Annotated in this window: 18 protein-coding genes and 2 pseudogenes; 6 read left to right on the top strand and 14 right to left on the bottom strand. The window is 68.4% G+C overall.

Annotated elements, in window-relative coordinates:
* Window positions 1-532 precede the first annotated feature (532 nt).
* The 10 genes and pseudogenes from P7V53_RS23135 to P7V53_RS23180 all read right to left on the bottom strand — a co-directional run bounded on the left by P7V53_RS23135 (window position 533) and on the right by P7V53_RS23180 (window position 12500).
* The gene (locus tag P7V53_RS23135; RefSeq protein WP_280151860.1) at window positions 533-1465 is read right to left on the bottom strand and encodes an FAD-binding protein; all 933 of its coding nucleotides are present in this window, start codon (window positions 1463-1465) and stop codon (window positions 533-535) included.
* Window positions 1466-1467: 2 nt separating this feature from the next.
* Entirely contained in the window at window positions 1468-2217 is a 750-nt protein-coding gene (locus P7V53_RS23140) for an electron transfer flavoprotein subunit beta/FixA family protein (RefSeq protein ID WP_280151861.1), read from the bottom strand.
* Between the two features lie 25 nt (window positions 2218-2242).
* On the bottom strand, window positions 2243-3250 hold the full coding sequence (locus P7V53_RS23145; RefSeq protein WP_280151862.1) for a nitronate monooxygenase family protein: 1008 nt from the start codon (window positions 3248-3250) through the stop codon (window positions 2243-2245).
* A 26-nt stretch (window positions 3251-3276) separates the two neighbouring features.
* Window positions 3277-4272 (bottom strand): tripartite tricarboxylate transporter substrate binding protein, encoded by a 996-nt coding sequence (locus P7V53_RS23150; protein WP_280151863.1) that lies wholly within the window; start codon window positions 4270-4272, stop codon window positions 3277-3279.
* Window positions 4269-5999 (bottom strand): annotated as a pseudogene (locus P7V53_RS23155) (acyl-CoA synthetase); the annotation flags it as partial. The pseudogene P7V53_RS23155 and the gene P7V53_RS23150, both read right to left, overlap by 4 nt.
* Before the next feature lie 2 nt (window positions 6000-6001).
* Entirely contained in the window at window positions 6002-6811 is an 810-nt protein-coding gene (locus P7V53_RS23160) for an enoyl-CoA hydratase (protein WP_280151864.1), read from the bottom strand.
* Complete coding sequence (locus tag P7V53_RS23165) at window positions 6804-7949, bottom strand: acyl-CoA dehydrogenase (protein ID WP_280151865.1); 1146 nt, start codon at window positions 7947-7949, stop codon at window positions 6804-6806. The genes P7V53_RS23160 and P7V53_RS23165 overlap by 8 nt, the downstream gene beginning before the upstream one ends.
* 16 nt (window positions 7950-7965) lie before the next feature.
* Window positions 7966-9162 (bottom strand): acyl-CoA dehydrogenase family protein, encoded by a 1197-nt coding sequence (locus tag P7V53_RS23170; RefSeq protein WP_280151866.1) that lies wholly within the window; start codon window positions 9160-9162, stop codon window positions 7966-7968.
* Window positions 9163-9174: 12 nt separating this feature from the next.
* Entirely contained in the window at window positions 9175-10356 is a 1182-nt protein-coding gene (locus P7V53_RS23175) for an acetyl-CoA C-acyltransferase (protein ID WP_280151867.1), read from the bottom strand.
* 11 nt (window positions 10357-10367) lie between these two features.
* Window positions 10368-12500: a 3-hydroxyacyl-CoA dehydrogenase NAD-binding domain-containing protein gene (locus P7V53_RS23180; RefSeq protein WP_280151868.1), complete on the bottom strand. Its 2133-nt coding sequence runs from the start codon at window positions 12498-12500 to the stop codon at window positions 10368-10370.
* Window positions 12501-12621: 121 nt separating this feature from the next.
* On the opposite strand from P7V53_RS23180, the gene P7V53_RS23185 reads away from it, so the two are divergent.
* Entirely contained in the window at window positions 12622-13509 is an 888-nt protein-coding gene (locus tag P7V53_RS23185) for a LysR family transcriptional regulator (RefSeq protein WP_280156591.1), read from the top strand.
* 149 nt (window positions 13510-13658) lie between these two features.
* Here the strand turns inward: P7V53_RS23185 and P7V53_RS23190 are convergent, their stop codons facing one another.
* Both P7V53_RS23190 and P7V53_RS23195 read right to left on the bottom strand, forming a co-directional pair.
* Window positions 13659-14021, bottom strand: coding sequence for a response regulator transcription factor (locus P7V53_RS23190; RefSeq protein ID WP_280151869.1), 363 nt, complete (start codon window positions 14019-14021; stop codon window positions 13659-13661).
* Window positions 14022-14430: 409 nt separating this feature from the next.
* On the bottom strand, window positions 14431-15300 hold the full coding sequence (locus tag P7V53_RS23195) for a LysR family transcriptional regulator (protein WP_280151870.1): 870 nt from the start codon (window positions 15298-15300) through the stop codon (window positions 14431-14433).
* A 1-nt stretch (window position 15301) separates the two neighbouring features.
* Between P7V53_RS23195 and P7V53_RS23200 the strand changes: the two genes are divergently transcribed.
* On the top strand, window positions 15302-15853 hold the full coding sequence (locus P7V53_RS23200; RefSeq protein ID WP_280151871.1) for a heme-binding protein: 552 nt from the start codon (window positions 15302-15304) through the stop codon (window positions 15851-15853).
* Window positions 15854-16150: 297 nt separating this feature from the next.
* Here the strand turns inward: P7V53_RS23200 and P7V53_RS23205 are convergent, their stop codons facing one another.
* Window positions 16151-17098: a GlxA family transcriptional regulator gene (locus tag P7V53_RS23205; RefSeq protein ID WP_280151872.1), complete on the bottom strand. Its 948-nt coding sequence runs from the start codon at window positions 17096-17098 to the stop codon at window positions 16151-16153.
* A 109-nt stretch (window positions 17099-17207) separates the two neighbouring features.
* On the opposite strand from P7V53_RS23205, the gene P7V53_RS23210 reads away from it, so the two are divergent.
* The 3 genes and pseudogenes from P7V53_RS23210 (at window position 17208) to P7V53_RS23220 (ending at window position 19724) form a co-directional block, all read left to right on the top strand.
* Window positions 17208-18008: an SDR family oxidoreductase gene (locus P7V53_RS23210; protein WP_280151873.1), complete on the top strand. Its 801-nt coding sequence runs from the start codon at window positions 17208-17210 to the stop codon at window positions 18006-18008.
* Between the two features lie 67 nt (window positions 18009-18075).
* Window positions 18076-18471 (top strand): hypothetical protein, encoded by a 396-nt coding sequence (locus P7V53_RS23215; RefSeq protein WP_280151874.1) that lies wholly within the window; start codon window positions 18076-18078, stop codon window positions 18469-18471.
* A gap of 67 nt (window positions 18472-18538) precedes the next feature.
* Window positions 18539-19724 (top strand): annotated as a pseudogene (locus P7V53_RS23220) (acetyl-CoA C-acetyltransferase).
* A gap of 104 nt (window positions 19725-19828) precedes the next feature.
* On the opposite strand, the gene P7V53_RS23225 reads toward P7V53_RS23220, so the two are convergent.
* The gene (locus tag P7V53_RS23225; RefSeq protein WP_280151875.1) at window positions 19829-22453 is read right to left on the bottom strand and encodes a winged helix-turn-helix domain-containing protein; all 2625 of its coding nucleotides are present in this window, start codon (window positions 22451-22453) and stop codon (window positions 19829-19831) included.
* 721 nt (window positions 22454-23174) lie between these two features.
* Between P7V53_RS23225 and P7V53_RS23230 the strand changes: the two genes are divergently transcribed.
* Window positions 23175-23951: a hypothetical protein gene (locus P7V53_RS23230; RefSeq protein ID WP_280151876.1), complete on the top strand. Its 777-nt coding sequence runs from the start codon at window positions 23175-23177 to the stop codon at window positions 23949-23951.
* Window position 23952 lies beyond the last annotated feature (1 nt).

Genomic DNA, 23952 nt, shown 5'->3' on the forward strand with positions numbered 1-23952 from the left:
GGTGGCCCTTGGGCAGCCAGCCGGGCCCGGTCTTCGGGCGCGCAAGACTGCTGTTGGCTTCAGAGCTGCCTGTCGGTACTGCCGCGCCAGGGGTCGTGGACGACCCTGAGCCGAAGTTCAATGGCCTGGATCAGGCGCCGCAAAGCTGACGTTCGAGTAGCAATATGGTCGTCAGCCGGAGAGCAAAGCCGATCGCCTCAATGCAGTTTCGTAGCCACGCCCAGAGCGCGATCCAATTCCTTTGACGCTCTCCTGAAATGCGGGCTGACCTCGGGTTGCGCAATGAAGGCTTCCCGAGCAAGTGGCGGTCCGGGATGCACCGGCACCGCGATGATGCCGGTGCTCGCCCGCCACTTTGTGCAGTTCGTCCTGCCCTGACGGGCATCGGCGTGGCCTCCCTGGCATCGCGCGACACGCTCATCGAAATCGAAGCGTGGGCCAAATTGCGCGGACACCGGTGATGGCCTCGCCGGGGATCCCGGCACCAAGTACCTGAAGCTGCCGCTCGGCGAGTCACGTTGCGCAGAGGTGTCTACAAGGTCTTCGCGAACTCGGGCACCGCGGAGAACAGGTCCGCCTCGAGACCGTAGTCGGCCACGCTGAAGATCGGCGCCTCGGGATCCTTGTTGATCGCGACGATCACCTTGCTGTCCTTCATGCCGGCCAGGTGCTGGATCGCGCCGCTGATGCCCGCGGCGATGTACAGCTGCGGCGCGACGATCTTGCCGGTCTGGCCCACCTGCCAGTCGTTGGGCGCGTAGCCTGCGTCCACCGCTGCGCGGCTCGCGCCGAGTGCGGCGCCCAGCTTGTCCGCCAGCGGCGTGAGCACCTCGTTGAACTTGTCGCTGCTGCCCATCGCTCGGCCGCCCGAGACGATGATCTTGGCCGCCGTCAGTTCCGGGCGATCGTTCTTCGCGATCTCCTGGCCGACGAAGCTCGACAGCCCCGCATCGGCCGCCGCATCCACCTTCTCGACCGCGGCGCTTCCGCCGTTGGACGCCGCCGGATCGAAGCCGGTGGTGCGCACCGTGATCACCTTGGTCTTGTCCGTGCTCTGCACGGTGGCGATGGCGTTGCCGGCGTAGATGGGACGCTCGAAGGTGTCGGCGCTGATCGCCTTGCTGATGTCGCTCACCTGCGCTACGTCGAGCAGCGCGGCCACGCGCGGAGCGACGTTCTTGCCCGCTGCGGTGGCCGGAAAGACGATGTGGCTGTAGCTGCCCGCGAGCGCCACGACTTGCGCCGCAACGTTCTCCGCCAGCCCATGCTCGAAGCCCGGGGCTTCCGCGTGCAGCACCTTGGCTACGCCGGCGATCTTGCTCGCGGCTTCGGCGGCGCCGCCGGCGTTGTGGCCGGCGATGAGGATGTGTACCTCGCCGCCGGCTTGCGCCGCAGCAGTCACGGTGTTGAGGGTCGCGCCCTTGACGGAGGCGTTGTCGTGTTCGGCAATGACGAGAGCGGTCATGATCAGATCACCTTGGCGTCGTTCTTCAGCTTGGCCACCAGCGTGGCCACATCGGGCACCTTGATCCCCGCGCTGCGCTTGGGCGGCTCGCTCACCTTCAGCACCTTGATGCGCGAGGTCACGTCCACGCCCAGGTCCGCCGGCTTGAGCGTCTCCAGCGGCTTCTTCTTGGCCTTCATGATGTTGGGCAGCGTCACGTAGCGCGGCTCGTTCAGCCGCAGGTCGGTGGTGATCACCGCCGGCAGCTTGACCTTCAGCGTCTCCAGGCCCCCATCCACTTCACGCGTCACGTTGGCCGAGTCCCCGGCGATCTCGACTTTGGAGGCGAAAGTGGCCTGCGGCAGCTTGGCCAGCGCGGCCAGCATCTGCCCGGTCTGGTTGTTGTCGTCGTCGATCGCCTGCTTGCCCAGGATCACCAGGCCCGGCTGCTCCTTGTCGACCAACGCCTTGAGGATCTTGGCCACCGCCAGCGGCTGCAACTCTTCGGCCGTCTCCACCAGGATCGCGCGGTCGGCGCCGATGGCCATCGCCGTGCGCAGCGTCTCCTGGCACTGCGTGACCCCGCAGGAGACGGCGATCACCTCGGTGACCGCGCCCTTCTCCTTCAGACGCACCGCTTCTTCCACGGCGATCTCGTCGAACGGGTTCATGCTCATCTTGACGTTCGCGATGTCGACGCCAGTGCCGTCGGACTTCACGCGAACCTTGACGTTGAAGTCGACGACTCGCTTGACCGGAACAAGTATCTTCATGAATGTCCTGTTGAGTGATGGGTGTTCACGAAACCGCAGCAAAGCCGTGCTCGCCGACGAGCGAGGCGGCGCTGGCGAGGCGGTTGCGCTCGGCAAGCCGTTGCAAGGCCTCGCCATACTCGGTGCACAGGCGCTGCACCAATGCGCGTGCCGGCACCACCTGCTTGATCAGACCAATCCCCTGGCCCGAGCCCCAGATGTCCTTCCAGGCCTTCCTGCTGCCGCCGAAGTTCATCGCGCTCGGATCGCTTTCGGGCAACTTGTCCGGATCCATCCCGGCGTTGACGATGGAGCCGCGCAGATAGTTGCCGTGCACGCCGGTGAAGAGACTGGAGTACACGATGTCCTGGCTGCTGCTCTCGACGATCATCTTCTTGTAGCCCTCGATCGCACGCGCCTCTTCGGTGGCGATGAAGGCCGAGCCGATGTAAGCGAAGTCGGCCCCCATCGTCTGCGCCGCGAGAATCGCGCGGCCGGTGGCGATCGAGCCGCTCAAGGCGAGCGGCCCGTCGAACCACTCGCGGATCTCCTGCACGAGAGCGAAGGGGTTGGTCGTGCCCGCGTGGCCGCCGGCGCCTGCCGCCACGGCGATGAGGCCGTCCGCGCCCTTCTCGACCGCCTTGCTCGCAAACCGGTTGTTGATGACATCGTGCAGAACGATGCCGCCCCAGCCGTGAACCGCGTCGTTCACGTCGGTGCGCGCGCCGAGCGAGGTGATGATCAAGGGCACCTTGTACTTCTCGCACACGGCCAGGTCATGCTCGAGCCGGTCATTGCTCTTGTGCACGATCTGGTTGATCGCGAAAGGCGCGGCGGGACGGTCCGGATACGCGTTGTCGTGAGCCGCCAGGGCTTCCGTGATTTCGGCGAGCCATTCGTCGAGCTGCGACGCCGGCCGCGCGTTGAGCGCCGGCATCGAGCCGACGATGCCGGCCTTGCATTGCTCGATCACCAGCCTGGGATGACTGATGATGAAGAGCGGCGAGCCGATGACGGGCAGCGACAGGTTTCGCAGGATGGCGGGAACAGGCATGGAGAACTCCCGAAGGCAGATGTGACTCAGTCGAGCGTCGCGCCGGTCGCCTTGACCAAGCGCTCCCACACGGGCAGGTCCTTCCGGTACGCCGCGGCGAACTCCTCGGGTCCGCGCGCCACCGCGGTGAAGCCCAGCGCGGTGATCCTGGCGCGCACGTCCGGCTGCTCGCAGGCCGCGCGCACTTCGTCGGCGATGCGTTGCACCACCGCCTTCGGCGTCGCGCCCGGCGCTGCCATCGCCACCCAGCCGGTGATGCGATAGACGTCGTCCGTCAGACCTTGCTCGAGCAGCGTCGGCACGTTCGGCAGTACGCTCATGCGCTGCTCGCCGGTGATGCCGATGGCCCTGAGCCGGCCCGCATCGACGAAGGGCTTGGCCTGCTGCGCGCTGGCAAAGGCCATCTGGACCTGGCCGCCGATCAGGTCCTGCACCATCGGTGCCTCGCCCTTGTACGGGACGTGGCTCATGCCGGCGTCTTGAGACTGGCTCATGAACGCGCCGCTCAGGTGACCCGCGGAGCCGTTGCCCCAGGATCCGAAGGACAGCTTGCCCTTGTTCGCGGCGATGTGCCTGAGCAGCTCCGGCCCGGTGCGGGCCGGCACGCCGGGATGCACCAGCAGCACGATGGGCGCCAGCGCGATCTGCGACACCAGCGCGAGGTCGCGCTGCGGGTTGTAGGGCAGCTTCTTGAAAAGGAACTGGTTGATCAGCAGGTTCGTGGTGAGCGAGACCGACAGGGTGTGGCCATCGGGCGGGGCCTTCGCCACCGTGTCGGTGCCCAGGACGCCGGCAGCGCCCCCCTTGTTGTCGACGATCACGGCCTTGCCCAGCCGCGGCGCCATCCTCTCGGCCAGCAGGCGCGCGACGGCGTCGGTGGCACCGCCTGCGGGGAACGGCACGACGATTTGGATCGTCTTGCCCGGAAAGGTTTGCGCCCGTGCAGGCGTGCCCAAGCCGAGGCCGATGGTGCCCGAGGCCAGCATGCCGAGGCAGGTACGGCGACTACAGGTTTTGCTCATTGGAGGTCTTCCTTGGTTCGGGCCACTGCACGTGCAGCCAGCTGGCGCAGCTCGGGCTTGTAGATCTTTCCGACGTTCGTCATCGGCATCGTGTCGAGGATGGTCACGCTCTTCGGGCGGGCAGGCGCCTCGTCGACACGCTCGCCCGCAAACGCGAGCAGCTCGGCCTGCGTGGCCGACGTGCCCGGGCGCAAGGTGACGAAGGCGACGGGCAGCTCGCCCGCATACGCATCGGGTGCACCGACCGCCGCGCAGAACTGCACCGCGGGATGGGCGGCCAGCGCGTCCTCGATCACTTTCGGGTCGATGTTGTGGCCGCCGCGGATGATCAGGTCCTTCGAGCGGCCGCTCAGGTGCAGGCGGCCCTGCTCGTCGAGCCAGCCGATGTCGCCGGTCGCGAGCCAGCCGTCTGCGGTGAAGGCCTGTTCGTTGTCCTTCGGATCGAGGAAGCCCGAGAACACGTTCGGCGACTTGAAGAGCACCATGCCGTGCTCGCCCGGCGGCAGGTCGCGATCGGTCGGCGTGCCCTCGGGGCCGAGGGCGACGATGCGCAGCCGTGAGTACGGCAGCGCAAACCCCACGCAGCCGGCTGGGCCCACGACACCCGGCGGCGTGATGGCAGACATCCCTGCCGTCTCGGTCATGCCGAAGCTCTCGTGCACATGCACTCCGAACAACTGCTCGAAGCGCTGCGCCAGCTCCGGCGCAAGCGGCGCGGCGCCGGTGCGGCAATAGCGGACCGACGAGATGTCGGCCCCGTCCAGCGGCACCTCGCACAGCGCGGCGAGCACCGTGGGCACGGCCGACAGGCTGGTCGGCCGGAACCTCTCGACGAGGCGCCAGTAGTTGCGGATGACCTCGCGATTGCGCAGCAGCGAAGGCGTGGGGATGATCGTTTCCATGCCTGCCGACAGGGCCGCGAGAGACCCGGGCAGCGCGCCCGCCACATGGAACAGCGGATAGCCGTTGATCATGACGTCGCTGCAGGAGAGGCCGCTCAGCGTCACATTGGCCCATGCGGTGAACACCTGCGCGCCGTGGCTGTGCCGTGCGAGCTTGGGAGCGCCCGTGGTCCCGCCGGTGTGGAAATAGGCGGCGATGTCCTGCCGGGCGATCTCGCGGCCGCTGGCCAGCCGGTCGTCGAGCTGGCGCGAGCGTCCTGCCCCGAAGTCGAGCACGCCCTGCGGCAGCGCCAGGCCCGCGCCGGCAGGGTCGTCGTGCGGCGCCACGCGCAGCACCGTCGTCAGCGACGGCACCTGTGCGCGGATGCGCATTGCCTTCGACCAGATGCACGACTCCGCGTCGCTGCCGTACGCGATCAGCACCCGGGCTCCGGCCGTTCGCATCAGTGACACGAGCTTCTCGTCGCTGAGCAGCGGGTTCAGCGGCTGCACGATCGCCGCCGCCTCGCCGCCCCACAACGCGAGGTGGTACTCGAGGCAGCCGGGCAGGAGCACGGCGACCGTGTCCCCGGGACCGACGCCGAGCTCGTGCAGCAGGTTGGCGGTCTGGTGGATGCCGCGCAGCAACTCGCTGTAGGTCCAGCGGATCGGCGTATCGGCGGGATCGGCGCTGCGCAGGAAGGTCAGGGCCGTCCGGTCGCCGAAGGCTCGCGCCGAGCGGCACAGGATCTCGTAGGTGCTGCGCACCGCGACGGCCTCGTCGGTGGGGGTCTGCTCGAGGCGGCGGATGTCCTCGATGCTGCGGACCGGGAAGGACGCCGAGAATGTCATGACGGCTCTCCAGAGGCCGCGCGCAAGGCCCGGAAGCGGGGTGCGCGCTTGTCGAAGAAGGCGGCGATGCCTTCGCTCGATTCCGCGTCGCCGAGCGACTCGACCATGTGGTGCGCCTCGAGGTCGAGCTGCGCCTCGAGCGCGTTGTCGGGCGCCTGCAGGCACAGGGTCTTGATGCGGCCGAGGGCACGCCTCGGGCCTTCGGCGATGCGTGCGGCGAGCGCGATCGCCTCGGCCTCGGCACGGCCGCTGTCGGTGAGTCGGTTCACCACGCCGAGCGCATCGAGCCGCCCCGCCCCGATGCGGTCGCCCGTGAGGGCGAGCTCGGTGAGCAGCTGGCGCGAAACGAGCTTCGAGAGAAAGGCGGTCGCACCGCCGTCCGGGCTCAGGCCCACCTTCACATAGGCCACCGAGAAGTAGGCATCGCGTGCCATGACGAGCATGTCGCAGGCCAGCGCGAAGGACACGCCCGCCCCGGCCGCGCCGCCTTCGACAGCGGCGATGACCGGCTTGCTGCAGGCGCCGATCGCGCGGATCGCGTCGTGCAAGGCCTCGATGCGTTCGCGCCGGCCGGCCGGCGGGAGCTCGCGCCGCTTGGCGAGCTGCTGCAGGTCGCCGCCGGCGCAGAAGAAGTTGCCCGCGCCGGTGAGCACCACCGCGCCTGTCTCTGGATCGGCATCGGCCTGGGCGAGGCCAGCGGCCAGCCCTTCGTAGAAGCCGGGCGAGATCGCATTGCGGGCCGCGGGGTTGTTGTTGACCAGCACCAGCACGCGGCCTTCGCGGCGCACGAGAACGGCTTCACTCATGAGCGGCTCTCCTTCCGAGGGACACATAGCGTTCCAGGTGATGGTCCTCGTCGCCGAGCTGGTGGTCCATCATCACCAGGCGCTTCGCGTAGTGAGCCAGCGGCAGTTCCCAGGTCATGCCGATGCCGCCGTGCATCTGGATGCACTCCTCGGCGACCAGCGCCCCGACCCGCCCGACCGTCACCTTGGCCGCGGACAGCGCGCGCTCGCGGCCCACCCGGTCGCCTTCCAGCGCGGCGGCGGCATTGATGACGGCCGAGCGCGCCTGCTCGATCTCGAGCAGCATGTCGGCCATGCGATGCTGCAGCGCCTGGAAGCCGCCGATCGGCACGCCGAACTGCTTGCGGGTGCGCAGGTACTCGAGCGTCGTTTCCTTGGCCGCGTCCATCGCGCCGAGGCTTTCGGCGCACAAGGCGAGGACGCCCCTGCCGACCGCGGCTTCCAGCACCGCGTGGCCTGCGCCTTCCCGGCCCAGCAGAGCATCGGCGTCCACGCGCACGCCCGACAGGCGCAGCTCCGCCGCGCGGCCGCCGTCGATGAGCGGGTAGCCGCGCAGTGAGATCCCGGCCGCGTCGGCGTTCACGAGGAACAGCGTGATGCCCGCCTCGTCGTCCACGTCGCCGGAGGTCCGCGCGCTCACGACGAAAAAGTCGGCGGCTTCGCCCTGCAGCACCACCGCCTTGGCGCCGTCGAGCACCCAGCCGTCCGCCTGCCGCTGCGCGCGCGTGGAGATGCGCGCGAGCTCGTAGCGCGAGTCCGGCTCGGCGTGGGCGAATGCAGCGATGCGCGAGCCGTCGATGATCGAGGCCAGCAGCTGCCGCTGGTGTTCGTCGCCCGCCGCCGCGATCGTGCTGCCGGCGAGCACCGCGCTTCCCAGCAGGGGCTCGACCACCAGGCCGCGGCCCAGCTGCTCGAAGACCACCGCGATGTCGAAGCCGGTGCCGCCGAAGCCGCCATCGGCCTCGCCATGCAGCGCGCCGATCACGCCCAGCTCGGCGAAGTGTCGCCACGCTTGCGGGCTGTAGCCTTGCGGCGACTTCACGATGCGGTCGCGCGCATCGAAGCCGTACTCCTCTCTCACGAAGCGGCTCAGCGTGTCCGCCAGCATGCGGCGGTCTTCGGTGTGTTCGAAGTTCATCGTCTCGTCCCCGTGATCACAACCCGAGAATCATCTTGGTGATGATGTTTCTCTGGATCTCGTTGGAGCCGCCGAAGATCGACAGCTTGCGGTTGTTGAAGTACTGCGCGGCCGCCGTGGCCGCCTCGGCCGGGCCGACGGGCTCGCCGTCGTGGCCTTCCTCGAAGGCCTGCGCGACGAAGGGCTGCGCATAGGGCCCCATCGCGCGGCGATAGAGCGACGAGATCTCCTGCCGGATCTGCGTGCCGCGGATCTTCAGCATGGAGCTCTCCGCGCCGGGCGCGCCGCCACCGGCCACCGCAGCGAGCACGCGCAGGTTGGTGGTCTTCATGTTCTCGAGCTCGATCTCGACGCGCGCCATGCGCGCTGCGAACGCCGGGTCTTCGGCGAGCGGGCGGCCGTTCTTCTTCTGCGTGGCGGCGACGCGCTTCAGCCTCTCGAGCGCGGCCACCGAGAAGCCGACGCCCGCGATGTTGGTGCGCTCGTAGGTCAGCAGGTACTTGGCGCAGGTCCAGCCCTTGTTCTCCTCGCCGACCAGGTTCTCCGCCGGCACGCGCACGTCGGTGAAGAACACCTCGTTGACCTCGTGATCGCCGTCGAGCGTGATGATGGGCCGCACCTCGACGCCGGGCGACGCCATGTCGATCAGCAGGAAGCTGATGCCTTCCTGCTTCTTGCTGTCGCGCGAGGTGCGCACCAGGCAGAAGATCATGTTGGCGTGCTGGCCCAGCGTGGTCCAGGTCTTCTGGCCGTTGACGACGTAGTGATCGCCGTCGCGCACGGCAGACGTCTTCACCGATGCGAGGTCCGAGCCCGCGCCCGGCTCCGAATAGCCCTGGCACCACCAGTCCGAGCCGTCGAGGATGCGCGGCAGCCAGCGGCGCTTCTGCGCCTCGTTGCCGTACTTGATCAGCACCGGCCCCAGCATGCTGAGTCCGAAGGGCAGGATGCGCGGCGCATGCGCCAGCGCGCACTCGTGCTCGAAGATGAACTTCTGCACCGTGGTCCAGCCGGGGCCGCCGTACTCCTCGGGCCAATGGCTGGCGAGCCAGCCGCGTGCATGAAGGATGGCGTGCCATTCCTCCGTGTCGGCCTTGGTGAGGTGCTTGCCGGTGCGCACCTTGTCGGAAACGCGCTGTGGAAGCTTGTCGGCCAGGAAGCCGCGCACTTCGTCGCGAAAGGCCTCTTCGGCAGGCGTGAATTTGAGGTCCATCTCTCTTCGCCCTCAATAGATCTCGAACAGGCCGGCGGCGCCCATGCCGCCTGCAATGCACATCGTGACCACCGCGTACTTCACGCCGCGGCGCTTGCCTTCGATCAGCACGTGGCCCGCCAGCCGCGCGCCCGTCATGCCAAAGGGGTGGCCGATGGAGATCGCCCCGCCGTCGACATTGAGCCGCTCGTCCGGGATGCCCAGGCGATCGCGGCAATGGATCGACTGCGAGGCGAAGGCTTCGTTGAGCTCCCACAGCCCGATGTCGTCGACCGTGAGGCCGTGGCGCGCCAGCAGCTTGGGCACGGCCAGGACCGGGCCGATGCCCATCTCGTCCGGCTCGCAGCCGGCCACCGCGAGGCCTCGGAACGCCCCCAGCGGCGTCGCGCCGGAGCGCGTGGCCTCCTTCGCCTCCATCAGCACGCAGGCCGAGGCGCCGTCGGACAGTTGCGATGAGTTGCCGGCGGTGATGAACTTGCCGGACCCCTTGACCGGCTCCAGCTTCGCAAGGGCCTCGTAGGTCGTGCCGGGCCGATTGCAGGTATCGGCATCGACGGTGACCTGGCGCCTGCTGATCGCGCCGGTCTCCTTGTCCTTGACCGCCATCGTGGTGGTCACCGGGACGATCTCCTCGCGATAGCGGCCCGCGAGCTGCGCAGCTGCGGTCCTGCGCTGGCTCTCCACCGAGAAGGCGTCCTGCGCCTCGCGGCTGATGCCGTAGCGCGCCGCGACGATGTCGGCGGTATCGATCATTTCCATGTAGAGCTCGGGCTTGTGCTCGACGATCCACGGGTCCATGCCGGAATTGCCGTCCTCGCGCGTGCGGATCTGCGAGATGCTCTCGACGCCGCCGGCGATCATCGCGGGAACGCCTTCGACGACGATGCGCCCGGCCGCCATCGCGATGGCCTGCAGGCCCGAAGCGCAGAAGCGGTTGACGGTGGTGCCCGCGATGCCGATCGGCAGCCCGGCGCGGACGACGGTCTGCCGCGCAACATTGCGTCCCGTCGCGCCTTCGGGGTAGCCGCAGCCGAGGATGACGTCTTCGATCAAGGCCGGGTCGATGCCTGCGCGGTCCACGGCCGCGCGCACCGCGAAGGACGCGAGCGTGGGTCCCGGGGTGATGTTGAACTCGCCCCGGTGCGCCTTGGTCAGCGGGGTGCGGGCGGTGGAAACGATGACGGCTTCACGCATGGTGGTACTCCTCAGGACTTGTTGAGACTGTCGAAATCGGCGCCGCGCCCGACCAGCTCGACGAGCAAGGGCGAGGGCTGCCAGAACAGGGGGTCTTCCTTCGCGAACTTGCGGATGTCGGCAAGCACCTCGGGCAGGCCCACCATGTCGGCGTACTTCATCGGGCCGCCGCGATGGCGCGGGAAGCCGTAGCCGGACAGGAACACCACGTCGACGTCGAGGGGGCGAAGGGCGATGCGCTGGTGCACGACATTGGCGCCCTCGTTGATCATCGCGGCCATGTAGCGGCGCACGATCTCCTCGTCGTCGAAGCTGCGCGGCGTGATGCCGGCGCGCCGGCGCTCGGCGTCGACGATCGCGAGCACCTGCGGATCCTCGCTGCCGGTGCGCGCGCCTGCCGGGTAGAGGTAGTAGCCGCGTCCGGTCTTCTGGCCGAACCAGCCGCGTTCGCAGAGGCGGTCGGCGATCTGCACGTAGCGTACACGCGGGTCGCGCGTCGCGGCGCGGCGCTTGCGCGTCGCCCAGCCGATGTCGCCGCCGGCCAGGTCGGACACCTGGAACGGCCCCATCGGAAAGCCGAACTCGCGCAGCGCGCGGTCGATCTGGTAGGGCGAGGCGCCGTCTTCCATCATGTGGTCGGCCGCCTGGCGATACACGGCCAGGATGCGGTTGCCGATGAAGCCGTCGCAGACGCCAGCGCGCACCGGCACCTTGGCGCATTTCTTCGCGAGCTCGAAGCCCGTGGCCACCACGTCGGCGCTGACCTGCGCAGGCACCACGATCTCGAGCAGCTTCATGATGTTGGCCGGCGAGAAGAAGTGCAGCCCCAGCACGTCGCCGGGCCGCGAGACGCTGGCCGCGATCTCGTCGATGTCGAGGTAGGAGGTGTTGGTCGCCAGCACGGCGCCGCGCTTGCAGACGCGGTCGAGCTCGGCGAACACCGCCTTCTTGACGGCCATGTCCTCGAACACCGCCTCGACCACGAGGTCCGTCTGCGCGAAGGCGGCGTAGTCGGTCGAGCCGCCGAAGCGCGACAGCACCTGCGCACGCGCATCCGCGCTCATGCGACCCTTGGCGACGAGGGCGTCGTAGACCTTCGCGACGTTGGCGCGGCCGCGTTCCAGGCTCGCCTCGTCGCGCTCGACCATCGTGACCTGCAGACCCGCATCGAGCATGGCCACGGCGATGCCGGCGCCCATCGTTCCGCCGCCGACGATGCCCGCCGACGCAATGGCGCGCGGCTTGGCGGCCCTTGTTTCGGGTGCCTTGAGCACTTCGCGCTCCGCGAAGAAGGCGTGGATCAGGCCGGCGCGCTGGGGGCTGTCGATGCATTGCAGGAACAGCTCGCGCTCGAGGCGCAGGCCCTTGTCGAAGGGCTGCTCGAGCGAGGCTTCGACCGCGTCCACGATCTTGCCCGGCGAGAACAGGCCGCGCTGCTTCGTTGTCACGTCCTTGCGCGCGGCATCCAGCGCGGCGCGTTGCGCGTCACGGTCGGCCAGCGCGGCGCGCGCGTCTCGCGTGCGGCGCGGCAAGGCGCCCTCGGCCAGCAGCGCAAGCGCATAGGCCAGGCCTTCGCCGAGCGCGTCCTCGCTCTGCCCGAGCCGGTCGATCAGGCCGAGCGCGAGAGCCTGGCTCGCATCGACGGGTCGGCCGCTCAGCATGAGGTCGAGGGCTGCAGCCACGCCGACAAGGCGCGGCGTGCGCTGGGTTCCTCCGGCGCCTGGGATCAGCCCCAGCGACACCTCGGGCAGGCCGAGCTTCGCGCTCGGAACAGCGATCCGGTAGTGGGCCGCCAGCGCGATCTCGAGCCCGCCACCGAGCGCGGTGCCGTGGATCGTCGCGACCACCGGCTTGGCGCTGGCCTCGATGCGGTTGCACACGTCGGGCAGTGAAGGCAGCTCGGGCGGCTTGCCGAACTCGCGGATGTCGGCGCCGGCAATGAAGGTGCGGCCCGCACCGACAAGGAGGACTGCGGCAACCGCGCTGTCGGCCTGCGCGGCCTCGATGGCGTCGGCCAGGCCTCGGCGCACGTCCGCGCTGAGCGCGTTGACGGGGGCGTTGTCGACGGTCACGACCAGCACGCTGCCGCGATGCTCACGCGTCACGGGGGACGTAGCGGGCGGGCGAAGTGTGGTGCTGGCCATCTCGAGAGCTCCTGGCTATGGCGGTTCATGCCTTGAGGCCCATTCTTCGGACGCTGGCGATGTTTGACAATCACAGAAGCCGTTGACAGACTGTCAAGGATTCTTTTCCTTGACGTCGGCCATGGATCCCGGATCGCTCACCCTCCTCGTCGAAATCATCGAGGCCGGCAATCTCAGCAAGGCGGCCCGCAAGCTCAAGATGACGCGCGCGAACGTGAGCTACCACCTGCAACAGTTCGAGCGCTCTGTCGGCCTGCAGTTGGTGCGCCGCACGACGCGCCGAATCGAACCCACCGAGGTCGGCCTGCGCCTGTACGAGCACGGCCTCAACATCCAGAACGAGTTGCTGGCCGCGAAGGAGTCGGTTACGGCGCTGGGCCGCAGCCTGCAGGGACGGGTGCGTCTGAGCGTGCCGAGCGGCTATGGCCAGATGGTGATGTCTTCTTGGCTGATCGACTTCAAGCGCACGTATCCGGACATCGTCCTCGACGTCACGTTCGAGAACCGGGTGGAGGACCTGCTGCGCGAGGAGATCGACATCGCGATCCGCGTGATGTCCGAGCCGCCGCAGAGCTTGGTCGCGCGCGAGCTCGGACCGGTGCGCTACGTGGCCTGTGCCTCACGCGAATTCGCGGACGCGCACGGCTTGGTCACGACGCTTGAGGAGTTGGCCACGGCGCCGCTCATCACATCCAACGTGGTGGGACGCCAGCTGCGCCTCGCGGCCTACCTCGACGGGCAGCGCCACGAGGTGACCCTCGAGCCGACGCTGATCTCCGAGAACTTCCTGTTCCTGCGCCAAGCCGTGCTTGCCGGACTTGGCGTGGGGATCGTTCCGGACTACGTGGTGCGTGAGGACGTGAGGCGCGGCGAGGTGGTGACGACGCTCGATGCCTGGCGGCTCAGCATCTTCGGCACGCATCTCTTCATGGTGTACATGCCCAACCGGCACCACACGCTCGCTGCATCGACCTTCATCGAATTCGTGCTTGAGCGTGCCCGGGGCTGAAGGAGTGCTACTCAGTCCGTTTACGGCCTGATGCCAAGGCCCGTCACCGGTCTTCAGACCTCGCGATCCGACCGTCGATGCTCGGCGTCCCGGTCCAACTGCGGGCGTCTGACGCCACACCCGTTTGGTGCTATCAGGTGCGTCGCCCATCAGGCACCATGCGGCAGGCGCAGCCCCAGGCGCGCAGCCGCCAGGACCGCCTGGGTGCGGCTGTTGACATTGAGACGGCGGAAGATAGCGAGCAGGTGGGTCTTGACCGTGGACTCCGACAGGTCGAGCGCGCGGCCGATCAGCTTGTTGCTCTTGCCTTGCAGCAGCATCTGCAGCACCTGCACCTGGCGCGGAGACAGGTCGTCGATCGTGGCCGCATCGGCGCCCGGCTCGTCGGCGACCAGCGCCTCGGCAGGCACGTAGACGCCGCCGTCGATCACCAAGCGCAGCGCGTCAGCGAACACTGACCCCTGCGCCGCCTTCGGAATGTAGCCGGCGGCGCCGGCGTCGATCGCCGCCACGATGGCGTCGCGCCGCGCGTCGAACTTTCAACGACTGGTCTCGGCAGCGGTCGCTCAGTCGTCGAATGCGAAGGACGCTGGTCCGTCTTGACCTGGCGGTCGAGATATCCCGGCAACGGCCCCGTGTTGCCGCTGATGGCCGATGGCTGTTTGACTCGCTCAGAAACATTGACGTCATTTGTGGGAAGCCGCGTCCGCCAAGGACGGATCCTCAAACACGATTTCGCCGTCCACCAGTGTCAGAAGGCTTCTCGTGGCGGGCAATGCCGGTAGTGGGACGGTCATGATGTCCTGCGACAGCAGCAATGCGCCGTGCAGTTGTCGTCACCGATCCCAGTCGGTCGACGGTGGACGACCCTTAGCTGTCCTCCATAGACTGGAACCGTTGGCCTTGAAGCGGCCATTGGCTCTAGACCAAGATCGCAGCGCTTGCCTGAACCGCCTCCGCGATCAGGTCGGCCATCAGCCTGACGCGCGCAGAGCGACGCACGTCAGGATGAATCACACTCCAGATCTCGCGCAACACCGGCAGGTCTGCACCGGGTACTTCGACAAGCGCACTGTCGGCGCGTGCCAGGAAGCTCGGCAGCATTGCAAATCCCAAGCCGGCTCTACACGCATGGTGTAGCGCTGCAAGATCGTTGCTTCGGAGGACGAAAGGTCGCGCACCGGCGATGTCCGCGAGCAACCGCTGATGAGGCACGTCACCCAGCGGCTCGCCATAGCCGAGGAAGCGCCAGTCCGCTTCGGAACGTGTCAGCCAAGCCGGTGCGGCATAGAGCCGAAAGCTCAGTTCACCAAGCCTGCGAGCGGCCAGCCCAGGTTCGTCCGGGCGCATGAAGCGAAGCGCGAGGTCGGCCTCCTGGCGGTGCAGATTGGCGGTGCGGACTTCTCCAACAACATCGAGCGTGATGCCCGGCCATCGGTCTGTCTGGCCGGCCAATTGGGGGATCAGAAAGTGGCTGGCGAACGCCGGCGGGGCAGACACGCGCACGGTTCCCTGCATGTTCATCGCGGCCTTCGCGGCGCGGCCGAAGGCCAGGGCCTCATGCTCCAGACGCTCGGCAGGCGCGAGCAGCGCCTCTCCCTCGCTCGTCAATGTCCAACTGCGCGGCATCCGGTCGAACAAGCGCACACCGATGCGCGCTTCAAGCGCGGCCACTCGGCGCGCCACCGTCGAGTGCTCGACGTTCAGCACCCGCGCCGCGCCCGACAGGCTGCCTTCGCGCGCTACGGCCACGAAGAAACGAACGTCATCCCAGGCGAGTGATGGCGACACGATGGCACTGGATGGATCCGGCGATTTATGCACAGTGGATGCGAAACGTTTGGGAATAGGCGCGCAGTCCGTGCGCCGCTATCGTGCGGTGCATTGTCACTTCAAGAGGTTCGATGTGAGCACCATTGCACAACCCATTCCTTATGGAGCTCCGGTGTCGCTCGACACGGCACGGCGGGTTGCCGCCGCCGCAGAAGCCGAAGCCGCGGCGAATGGATGGCCGATGGTGATCGCGGTGGTGGACAGCGGCGCGAACCTCGTCGTTCTGCTCAAAATGGACATGGCGCAGATCGGGAGCGTCGCAGTCGCTCAAGCGAAGGCTAAGAGTGCCGTGCGGTTCAAGCGCCCCACCAAGGTCTTCGAAGAAGCCTTGGCCGCAGGGGGGCTGGGACTCAGGCTGTTGGCGACGGAAGGTGTTTGCCCGCTCGAAGGCGGGCTTCCGCTGATGCACGCGGGGCAGTTGATTGGAGCGATCGGCGTGTCTGGCATGCAGTCCACACAGGACGCGTGCGTGGCAGCCGCCGGAGCCAGCGCCTTGACGGACGGTGCATGAACCTCTTGGGGTGCCGAGAACCAGTATGGAGAGCGGCGCCCTCTCGAGCCCGGATGCGGACGCTCGTGAGAGTCAGAAAATGGCCGGCAGCAGCCCGCCAGTGAACGAACCCGACCGTCAGGTCAGAGTCGCGCAGCAACTGCTGGGTCAGGCAATGACGGCTGTCAGATGCGAAGCTGCCGTGGCGGCTTGTGACCCAAGCCAACGCCCGGCGGCGTGCCGGTGGCGATCACGTCGCCGGCCTGCAGTGTCGACGATCGACGCATGGCAAGACCGCCACCGTCGTCTCGACACGCCTCAGGACCCCAGGCGGGCGTCGCGCCTGAGCGACTGAGGCGGCTTGCCCAAGCCCCGCATGAACGCCTCGCGAAGATGGCGTCGGTCGCGAAAGCCGGTTTCGCGTGCAACCACCTCCAGCGGGTGGCGGCTGCGCTCGATCATCAAGCGCGCCGCCTCCACGCGTAAACGCTCTACCGCCTTGGCTGGCGACTGGCCGGTCTCGGCCGTGAACACACGGCTGAACTGGCGCGGGCTGAGGTTCGCGGCGGCAGCGAGTTCTTCCACGCCCAGCGGCTGCGCCAGGTGGCGGCGTGCATGCTCCAGCGCCCGCGCGATGCGGTCCGAGCGCGGCGCGAGATTCAGGATCTCCGAATGCTGCGACTGGCCGCCCGAACGGCGCTGATGCATGACCAGCCGGTGCGCCACCGATCGCGCCACGTCGTCGCCGAGGTCCTTGCCGACGAGGGCGAGCGCCAGGTCCAGTTCCGCCGTCATGCCGGCGGAGGTCCAGATCGGGTCATCGGCGATGAAGATGCGGTCCGGCTCGACCTGGACATCGGGATGCCGCCGTTGCAGTGCGTGCGCATAAGCCCAGTGCGTGGTGGCACGTCGCCCTGCCAGCAGGCCGGCCTCGGCCAGTACGAAGGCTCCGGTGCACAGCCCCACGGTCCGACGCGCACGAGCGCTGCACTTTCGCAGCGCATGCAGCAGTTCGGATGGTGAGGGGGTGGCCAACGGGTCGATCACGCCCACCACCATCCAGGTGTCGGCCGTGCTGCGTGCGGTGAACGGCCTCGTCTGCAGGGCCGTGCCCAGCGAAGCGTTCACGCTGCCGCCGGGCATCGAGTGGCAAGTCACCTCGTAGAAGGGCTCGCCGGCCACGAGGTTGGCGAACTCGAAGACCGCCTGCGTGGCCAGCGCCATCACCTGAAAGCCGGCCGGCAGGACGTAGCTGATTCTGTGCATGTGCGGTCTCGGGAGCCGATGGCAGAAAACACGACTATACGCGTCATTTACGCCAAACGCCCGACGGCACAACATGCGCACCATCGAAACCCCAAGACGGAGCATCACCATGACGCAGACAAGCCTGGGCACCGCCCTCATCACCGGAGCCTCCTCCGGCATCGGGGCTCTCTACGCCGACCGCCTGGCGCGGCGCGGTTACGACCTCATCCTGGTCGCCCGCAGCCGCGAGCGTTTGAATCCGTTGGCCGCGGACATCAGCAGCCGCCACGGCCGCGCGGTGGAGGTCTTTCCCGCCGACCTGAACAACCCGGTGGCGCTGCACAGCGTGGAAAACAAGCTCAAGCAGGATGCGAGCATCACCCTGCTGGTCAACAACGCCGGCATGGGCACGCACACGTCGCTGCTGGAGAGCGACGTGGACCAGATGGTGCGCATGATCGACCTCAACGTGACGGCGCTCACCCGGCTGAGCTACGCCGCGGTGCCCGGCTTCGTGGCACGCGGCAGAGGTGCGTTGATCAACATCGCCTCCATCGTGGCCGTCTCGCCAGAGACGCTGAACGGCGTGTATGGCGGCAGCAAGGCCTTCGTGCTGGCTTTCAGTCAATCGCTGCAGCACGAACTGGCCGGCAAGGGCGTGCAGGTGCAAGCCGTGCTGCCGGGTGCGACGGCCACCGAATTCTGGGCACGCGGCGGCCTTCCCGTGGAGCACCTGCCGGCGCAGATCGTGATGCGTGCCGAAGACCTGGTGGATGCCGCCTTGCTGGGCTTCGAGCGCGGCGAGTCGGTGACGCTTCCGTCGCTGCACGACGTGGCCCTCTGGGACGCCTACGAAGGCGCGCGCAAGGCGATGGCGCCCCACCTGTCGAGCAACGAAGCGGCATCGCGCTACCAGCCCTTGCGCTGAGGGGCCGCATCGCATTCGAAGAATCGAGGGCGGCATCGCGCGGTCCAGCCTGCTGGCCCGGTTCGTCGTGACCGGCGCGCTGGCGCCCGGTGTCGGCCCGACCGTCGCCGGAATCGAACCCAAGCCGATCGTGCGCGCGGTGCTCCGCGGGGGTCTCGGCAACACCGCCGCCCTGCACGATGACTACGTCGATGAATTGCTGAAGGTCGGACGTCGGCCCGGGTATCCGGTCGTTGCCCGCGCGGTGTACGGGAACCTGCCGAGCCTCATTGCGGCACGCGCCCGTTACCCCGAGGTCAGCGCACCCGTGCACCTCATCTACGGAGAGAAGGATTGGTCAAGACCCTCGGACCGACAAGCCAACAAGCTACTTCTCCCCGCGGCCGAGTTTGTCCAGGTGCCTGGCGCCGGTCACTTCATCGTCGCGATGCGGATCGCGAGCGTTCCGAAAGCCGCGGCCTGATGCCGCTGAAGGAAAGGCAACGACGTGCCTGACCTTTCCACTCACCGCAACAACCCGAGGTGCTCACATGCCCACCCCTGACATCGTTCTCTGCGCGCCGGTCCGAACACCGATCGGAAGCTATGGCGGCTCGCTCAAGGAAACGCCCGCGTCCGCACTGGGTGCCGCGGTGATTCGCGAGACCCTTCATCGCTCAGGTCTGGCCGCGCAAGCCGTCGACACCGTTGTGATGGGACACGTGATCCAGGCCGGCACCCGGATGAATCCGGCACGACAAGCTGCCATCGGCGGCGGACTGCCTGTGCAGGTGCCCGCCCTGACGGTGAATCGGGTGTGCGGATCGGGTGCACAAGCGATCGCAACGGCGGCACTCGAGATCGCGGCGGGTTATGCCGCGGCTGCGGTTGCCGGCGGCATGGAGAACATGGACCAGGCGCCCTATCTGGCGCCCGGCGCGCGCTGGGGACAGCGCATGGGGGACGCTCAGATGCTGGACAGCATGCTGCGAGACGGTCTCCATGATGCCTTCAGCGGTCAACACTCAGGCTGGCATACCGAGGATCTCGTCGGTCGGTACGGCATGACGCGCGAGGACCAGGATCGCTGGGCCGCGCGTTCACAGCAACGGTTCAGTGGGGCTCAGGCTGCCGGCAAGTTCGCGGAAGAGATCGTCGCCATCGAACTCTCCGGCCGCAAGGGACCGGTGACCCTTCTCCCGAGACGAAGCCAATCGGCCTGACACCACGGTCGAGTCACTGGCCAAGCTCGAGCCGGCGTTTCGAAAGGACGGAACGATCACTGCCGGGAACGCGCCAGGGCTGAACAGCGGCGCAGCGGCGGTGATCGTCGCGGAGCGAAGTTTTGCCGAGAAGCACGGGCTACGGCCATGGGCGCGCCTGGTCTCGCACGGCGTCGCGGCGGTTGAGCCGGGCATGTTCGGTATCGGGCCGGTGCCGGCGGTCAAACTGGCCCTGGAACGCGCCAACTGGAAGCGCACGGACATCCAGCGCATCGAGATCAACGAGGCATTCGCGGCGATCACGCTGGCCTGCCTGCGTGAGCTGGACCTGCCGGAAGACACCGTCAACGTCGAGGGTGGCGCCATCGCCCACGGTCACGCCATCGGCGCAACGGGCGCCGTGCTGACCACGCGCTTGCTGCATTCGATGCGACGCGACGGCTTGAGGCGGGGCATCGTGACCTTGTGCATCGGCGGCGGTCAGGGCATCGCGCTGGCGCTCGAAACGCTGTGATGGACAGGATGGACACGGGCCTGTACTGCCTGGACCTGAAGCAGCCTGTCGCCATCGCCGATTCGGCTGCTCAAAAGCAGCCGCCCGCGACGCCGCGGTCCCGATCAGGGCGTGGACGTGTCGGTGCCGCGCGCACTGTCCCGCGCGCCGCGGCCGGCGTCGATGCGCACCTTGAGGTCCGCCGCCAGGTCGTGGTCGGGATCCTGATCGAGGACCACGTCGAGGAGATGCAGCGCGGCGCTCCAGCGGTGTTCTTCGGCGGCGCGCGACGCGAGGTCTAGCAGCTGCGTCATCCAGGTGCCCTCGTCCGCGACATGCGCACGCGCCTCCGTGGTGTCGGCATGCATCCGCAGCAGCTTGGCGGCCAGCCGCCGGCCGAGTGCCGCCGGCGACCGGTCGTGCATGCTGCCTCCGGTCCGGGCCACGGGCGACACCAACACGTACTCCAGCGCCAAGGTTTCGTTGCGGCGCGCCAGCCGAGCGAACAGGACATGCGTGCCGGGGCAGCGGGCGCCGATCGCGGCCGCGATCGCTTCCGGCGTCGCAGCGGGGGCGGCATCGACGCCCGCCTGCACCTCGGCGGCGGACATGCGCTTCAGCCGCGAGTGCACGGCCAGCGTGTAGGCGAGGACTTCCAATGGGTACACGAGGTCACGACAGGCCGGGCCGGCGCCTGGCTTCTCGACTGGTAGCGGCACGAGGGCCAGTGGGCGCTCCTGCGTTGCGTGCAGGTCCGACAACAGGGCCGCGGCGGCATCGTCATCGGGCTCCACGAGCGCATCGGCCAGCAGACGGTAGCCCTTGCCGTAGACGGTCTGAACCCGCACCGTGTGCGTCTTGCTCCGTCGCATCGCCTGCCGGATTTTGGCGATCGCCTGCGCGACCACTTCGGGCGACCCCACCGCCTTGCGCCACACGGTGTCGAGAAGTTCGTCCTGCGTCACCACGCGATGACGATTGCGGTACAGGTGCACGAGCACGTCGAACGGCGTTGGCGCGAGCGCCTGGAGCCGCCCGTCGACCCACAGTTCCCGGCGCTCCGCGTCGAGCACACAGTGGGCGAACCGGTACTGCCGGCGCATCACGCCGTTGGGCGGTGCCATCGGCATCGGGGACTCGCGCTGCGGGTCGCTGGGCGTCGCCGACAGCTCCTGCCCCAGTCGCCGGAACAGGGGCAGCGCGGCTGGCGCGGTTGCGAGCCGCGCGAGCAGCGCCTGGGCCTCCGGTTCCTGCTGGTGCCGGCGTGCCAGCAAGGCGCGCGGGTACAACAGGTTTGCGGTGGTGGTCTCGTCCTGCAGATGGGCTTGGGCGTCCGCGCGGTCGAGTTCCGCGTGTGCCGCGGGCAGGCGCCCGCTGAGCACGAGGGCCTCCACGAGCCAGGGCAGCAGGGGCGCCTCGGCCGCGCGGTTACCGTGGCGGCGGCACTCGGTCGCGGACCGCAAGAAACAGTCGGCCGCCTCGTCGACGCGGCCGGCGGCCATGGCCGCATGTCCGTGGGCCTGCCACAGGAAGCCGTCGTCCTCCACACGGGCCGGCTGCGGCAGCAGCGACAGCAGCTCCGCGGCGGCCTCCGGGCGGCCTTGCTGACGATGGAGCAGGCAGTGGATGTTGGCCACTGTGCTCAAAAGGCTCACATTGGCCTCGATCGCCAGCGCGGTGGCGGTCGCCTCCTCGGCACACTCCCGCGCCTCGTCCAGCCGATCGGCGTAGACCAGTTCGCCCGCGAGATTGACGCACACGCTCGCGAGGGCAGTGTTGGCATTGAGCCTGCGTGCCACTCTCGCGAGCTTTCTGTTCCACCGGATGGACTGCTCGGCATGGCCGGACAACGAGCTCATGATCGCCCGCAGCCAAAACACGTTCAGCAACCCCCAGTGGCTGCCGATGCGCGTGAAGATCGTCTGGGCCTCGTTCAGACGTGTGGGAACGGAATGCAGCTCGCCGAGCCGGCACTCGACGGATGCGAGCAGCGTCAAGGTGTATCCCTGCCAGTGCGGCGGCATGCAGCTGCGGCCCAGCACGAGGGCATGCTCGAAACTCTGCGCCGCCTCGCGCAATCGGCCTTTCACGTGGTGCAGCGTCCCGAGGCACTGCCGCGCTTGCGCTTCGAGCCCCCGGTCCTGGTCGCGTCTGGCGGCCTCCAGCAGCCGTGCCGCGGTGTCCGGCCCATCGTCGCTGCCGCAGAGGGCCTGGGCGCGCAGAAGCTCCAGGCCGAGGCGAGGAAAGCCCGGGTCCAGGTGTTGCAGCAGCCCCAGGGCCCGCAGCGCGGCAGCATGGCGGTTTGTCGCAGCCGAGTGCTTGGCCCGTGCGAACAACTCGATCGACAGCAGCGAGCAGCCGCGCATCTCGTGGGCCAAGGCGTCGCGCTCGCCGACGCCCACCAGCGTCTGCCGCAAGGCCTCGATGGCGGGAACCACGAGCCCTGCAGCAGCAGGGGCGCGGATTGGAATGACGGTCTTGCGGTCGTGGCCGTCGATCTGCAGATCGAGCGTGAGCTGGCTGCCTTCGATTCTCAATGAACCGACCACGGCATAGCGCGCGCCGGCGGCGTGAAGCATCTGCAGCATCCGGCGGTGCTCCCGGGGCCAGGATGCCTCGAGCGACTGTGCGTCCTGAACCTGGAGGCGTCCGTCGATCGACAGGCCGTGCGCGATGCAGGCGGCCAGGCCGTGCGCCGCCCACTGCAGCCCCGGCTGCCCGGTCTGATTGCGCAACGGGCCGATGATCAACGAGGGGATACCGTCGCTGACCACCCTCGCCGCGGCCGGCGCTGCCAGTGCGAGTGCCGGTGCGATGGGCACGTCCAGGATGTAGCCGACGCGCGGGATCGACCGGATGATGGGCTGCGGCCCGTCGTCGCCGATGGCCAGTCGTGCCGCACGCACCGCCTGCCGCAGCGCGTCTTCGGATACCGCGCCCTCGGGACGCAGCGCTGTCAGCAGCTCTTCCTTCGTCACCACTCGATGGCGCAGACGAGCCAGCTTCTCCAGCACGCGCCACGCCCGCGGCTCGACCTTGACCGGATTCCCGTGGCGAAGCACGTGGCCTCGAAGCAGGTCGAGTGCCCCGCCGGGCAGTTGAATGACGAGCTCGCTCATGGCGCCGTCGCGTGCCCGCCACGGCATGGCGCTGCGGTGATCCGCTGCGCCGCATATCGGGACGTGCTGAGGGACAGGGGTGGCATCGTGGGCGTCCAGTCTTGGGCTTCCCGGCATGCGCACGCTTGGTGCACGCGCCGCAAGGCCGCGGCGTCGACCGAGTTATCGGCAGAAGGCCGACAAGATTGAATTGTCGCGCAGGCATATCTGTGGACTTTGCCTTGCGCGCGGGCCTGCGGTCCGGTCCGTCACAACTCGATCATGAAAGCGCGCCGACGCTTTTCCACACTGCAGCGCCATGGACTTCGCCCCATTCGCGTCGCGCCGGCAGGGCGGCCCACCCCGACCCGAGTTGTCACGCATCGTCACCCAGGTCCTGCGGTCCGGTCTTGCGGACCTGGCGCCCGCCCGGCTGCCGGGCGCCGACGAGACGCTGCGCTGCGCATGCCGCAGCGCCCTCGAACGCCTCTGGAACCGCCGGGACGCACTCGCGCGCTCGCTGCAGGCGCTGCCCACGGCGGACGCCGCCGAGGGCTGCCGGACGCCGCCCCGCACGGCCCGGGTGCAGACCGGGCAGGAACGCAGCGTCGTCGAACTCGATGCCGCGGCGTCGCTGGTCGCGCTGGTGCTTCGCAGCGGCCGGCTGTCGGCGCAACCGGCGAACACCCCTGCTGCGGACGACGCCCACTGGGAACATTGCCCGCGGTGCTGGGCCATGGCGTTGTGCCGGGTTGTCCAGATCGCGTCGCCGGAGCACGCGGTGCGCATCGAGCTGATGCGGATCGCGGCACGTCTGCTGTGCCCGCACTTCGTCGATGCAGGTCGCCGCCCCAGGTTCGACGGCGACACACGCCGGCGTGATGGCGACGTCCAGGACAAGCAAGACACGGCGAAGAACACCAGGGTGCCGCTACATCGGGTGCCGTCCGTGCAAGGTGAAGGGGCACGACAACGGCCCGCGGGTCGCCGCATCTGGGGCGTCGCCTGCCTGTGCCTGTCCGCATGCCTGTTGGCGCTGCTGCTGGGCTGCGGCGGTCACGGTGGCACCAGTTCCCCGGCCACTCCCGCGGCACCGGCCGAGCCTTCAGCGTTCACTTCGATCAGCACACACACCCCATGTCGACTTTGAT

Origin of the sequence: Piscinibacter sp. XHJ-5 (assembly GCF_029855045.1) — a bacterium.
GTDB lineage: Bacteria > Pseudomonadota > Gammaproteobacteria > Burkholderiales > Burkholderiaceae_C > Albitalea.

What these genes read in the sequence shown, in the direction of transcription:
- P7V53_RS23165 (WP_280151865.1), bottom strand. Translation starts at nt 7,949, where the DNA reads ATGAACTTCGAACACACCGAAGACCGCCGCATGCTGGCGGACACGCTG.
- P7V53_RS23185 (WP_280156591.1), top strand. Translation starts at nt 12,622, where the DNA reads ATGGATCCCGGATCGCTCACCCTCCTCGTCGAAATCATCGAGGCCGGC.
- P7V53_RS23140 (WP_280151861.1), bottom strand. Translation starts at nt 2,217, where the DNA reads ATGAAGATACTTGTTCCGGTCAAGCGAGTCGTCGACTTCAACGTCAAG.
- P7V53_RS23180 (WP_280151868.1), bottom strand. Translation starts at nt 12,500, where the DNA reads ATGGCCAGCACCACACTTCGCCCGCCCGCTACGTCCCCCGTGACGCGT.
- P7V53_RS23170 (WP_280151866.1), bottom strand. Translation starts at nt 9,162, where the DNA reads ATGGACCTCAAATTCACGCCTGCCGAAGAGGCCTTTCGCGACGAAGTG.
- P7V53_RS23150 (WP_280151863.1), bottom strand. Translation starts at nt 4,272, where the DNA reads ATGAGCAAAACCTGTAGTCGCCGTACCTGCCTCGGCATGCTGGCCTCG.
- P7V53_RS23160 (WP_280151864.1), bottom strand. Translation starts at nt 6,811, where the DNA reads ATGAGTGAAGCCGTTCTCGTGCGCCGCGAAGGCCGCGTGCTGGTGCTG.
- P7V53_RS23210 (WP_280151873.1), top strand. Translation starts at nt 17,208, where the DNA reads ATGACGCAGACAAGCCTGGGCACCGCCCTCATCACCGGAGCCTCCTCC.
- P7V53_RS23135 (WP_280151860.1), bottom strand. Translation starts at nt 1,465, where the DNA reads ATGACCGCTCTCGTCATTGCCGAACACGACAACGCCTCCGTCAAGGGC.
- P7V53_RS23175 (WP_280151867.1), bottom strand. Translation starts at nt 10,356, where the DNA reads ATGCGTGAAGCCGTCATCGTTTCCACCGCCCGCACCCCGCTGACCAAG.
- P7V53_RS23205 (WP_280151872.1), bottom strand. Translation starts at nt 17,098, where the DNA reads ATGCACAGAATCAGCTACGTCCTGCCGGCCGGCTTTCAGGTGATGGCG.
- P7V53_RS23200 (WP_280151871.1), top strand. Translation starts at nt 15,302, where the DNA reads ATGGCACTGGATGGATCCGGCGATTTATGCACAGTGGATGCGAAACGT.
- P7V53_RS23145 (WP_280151862.1), bottom strand. Translation starts at nt 3,250, where the DNA reads ATGCCTGTTCCCGCCATCCTGCGAAACCTGTCGCTGCCCGTCATCGGC.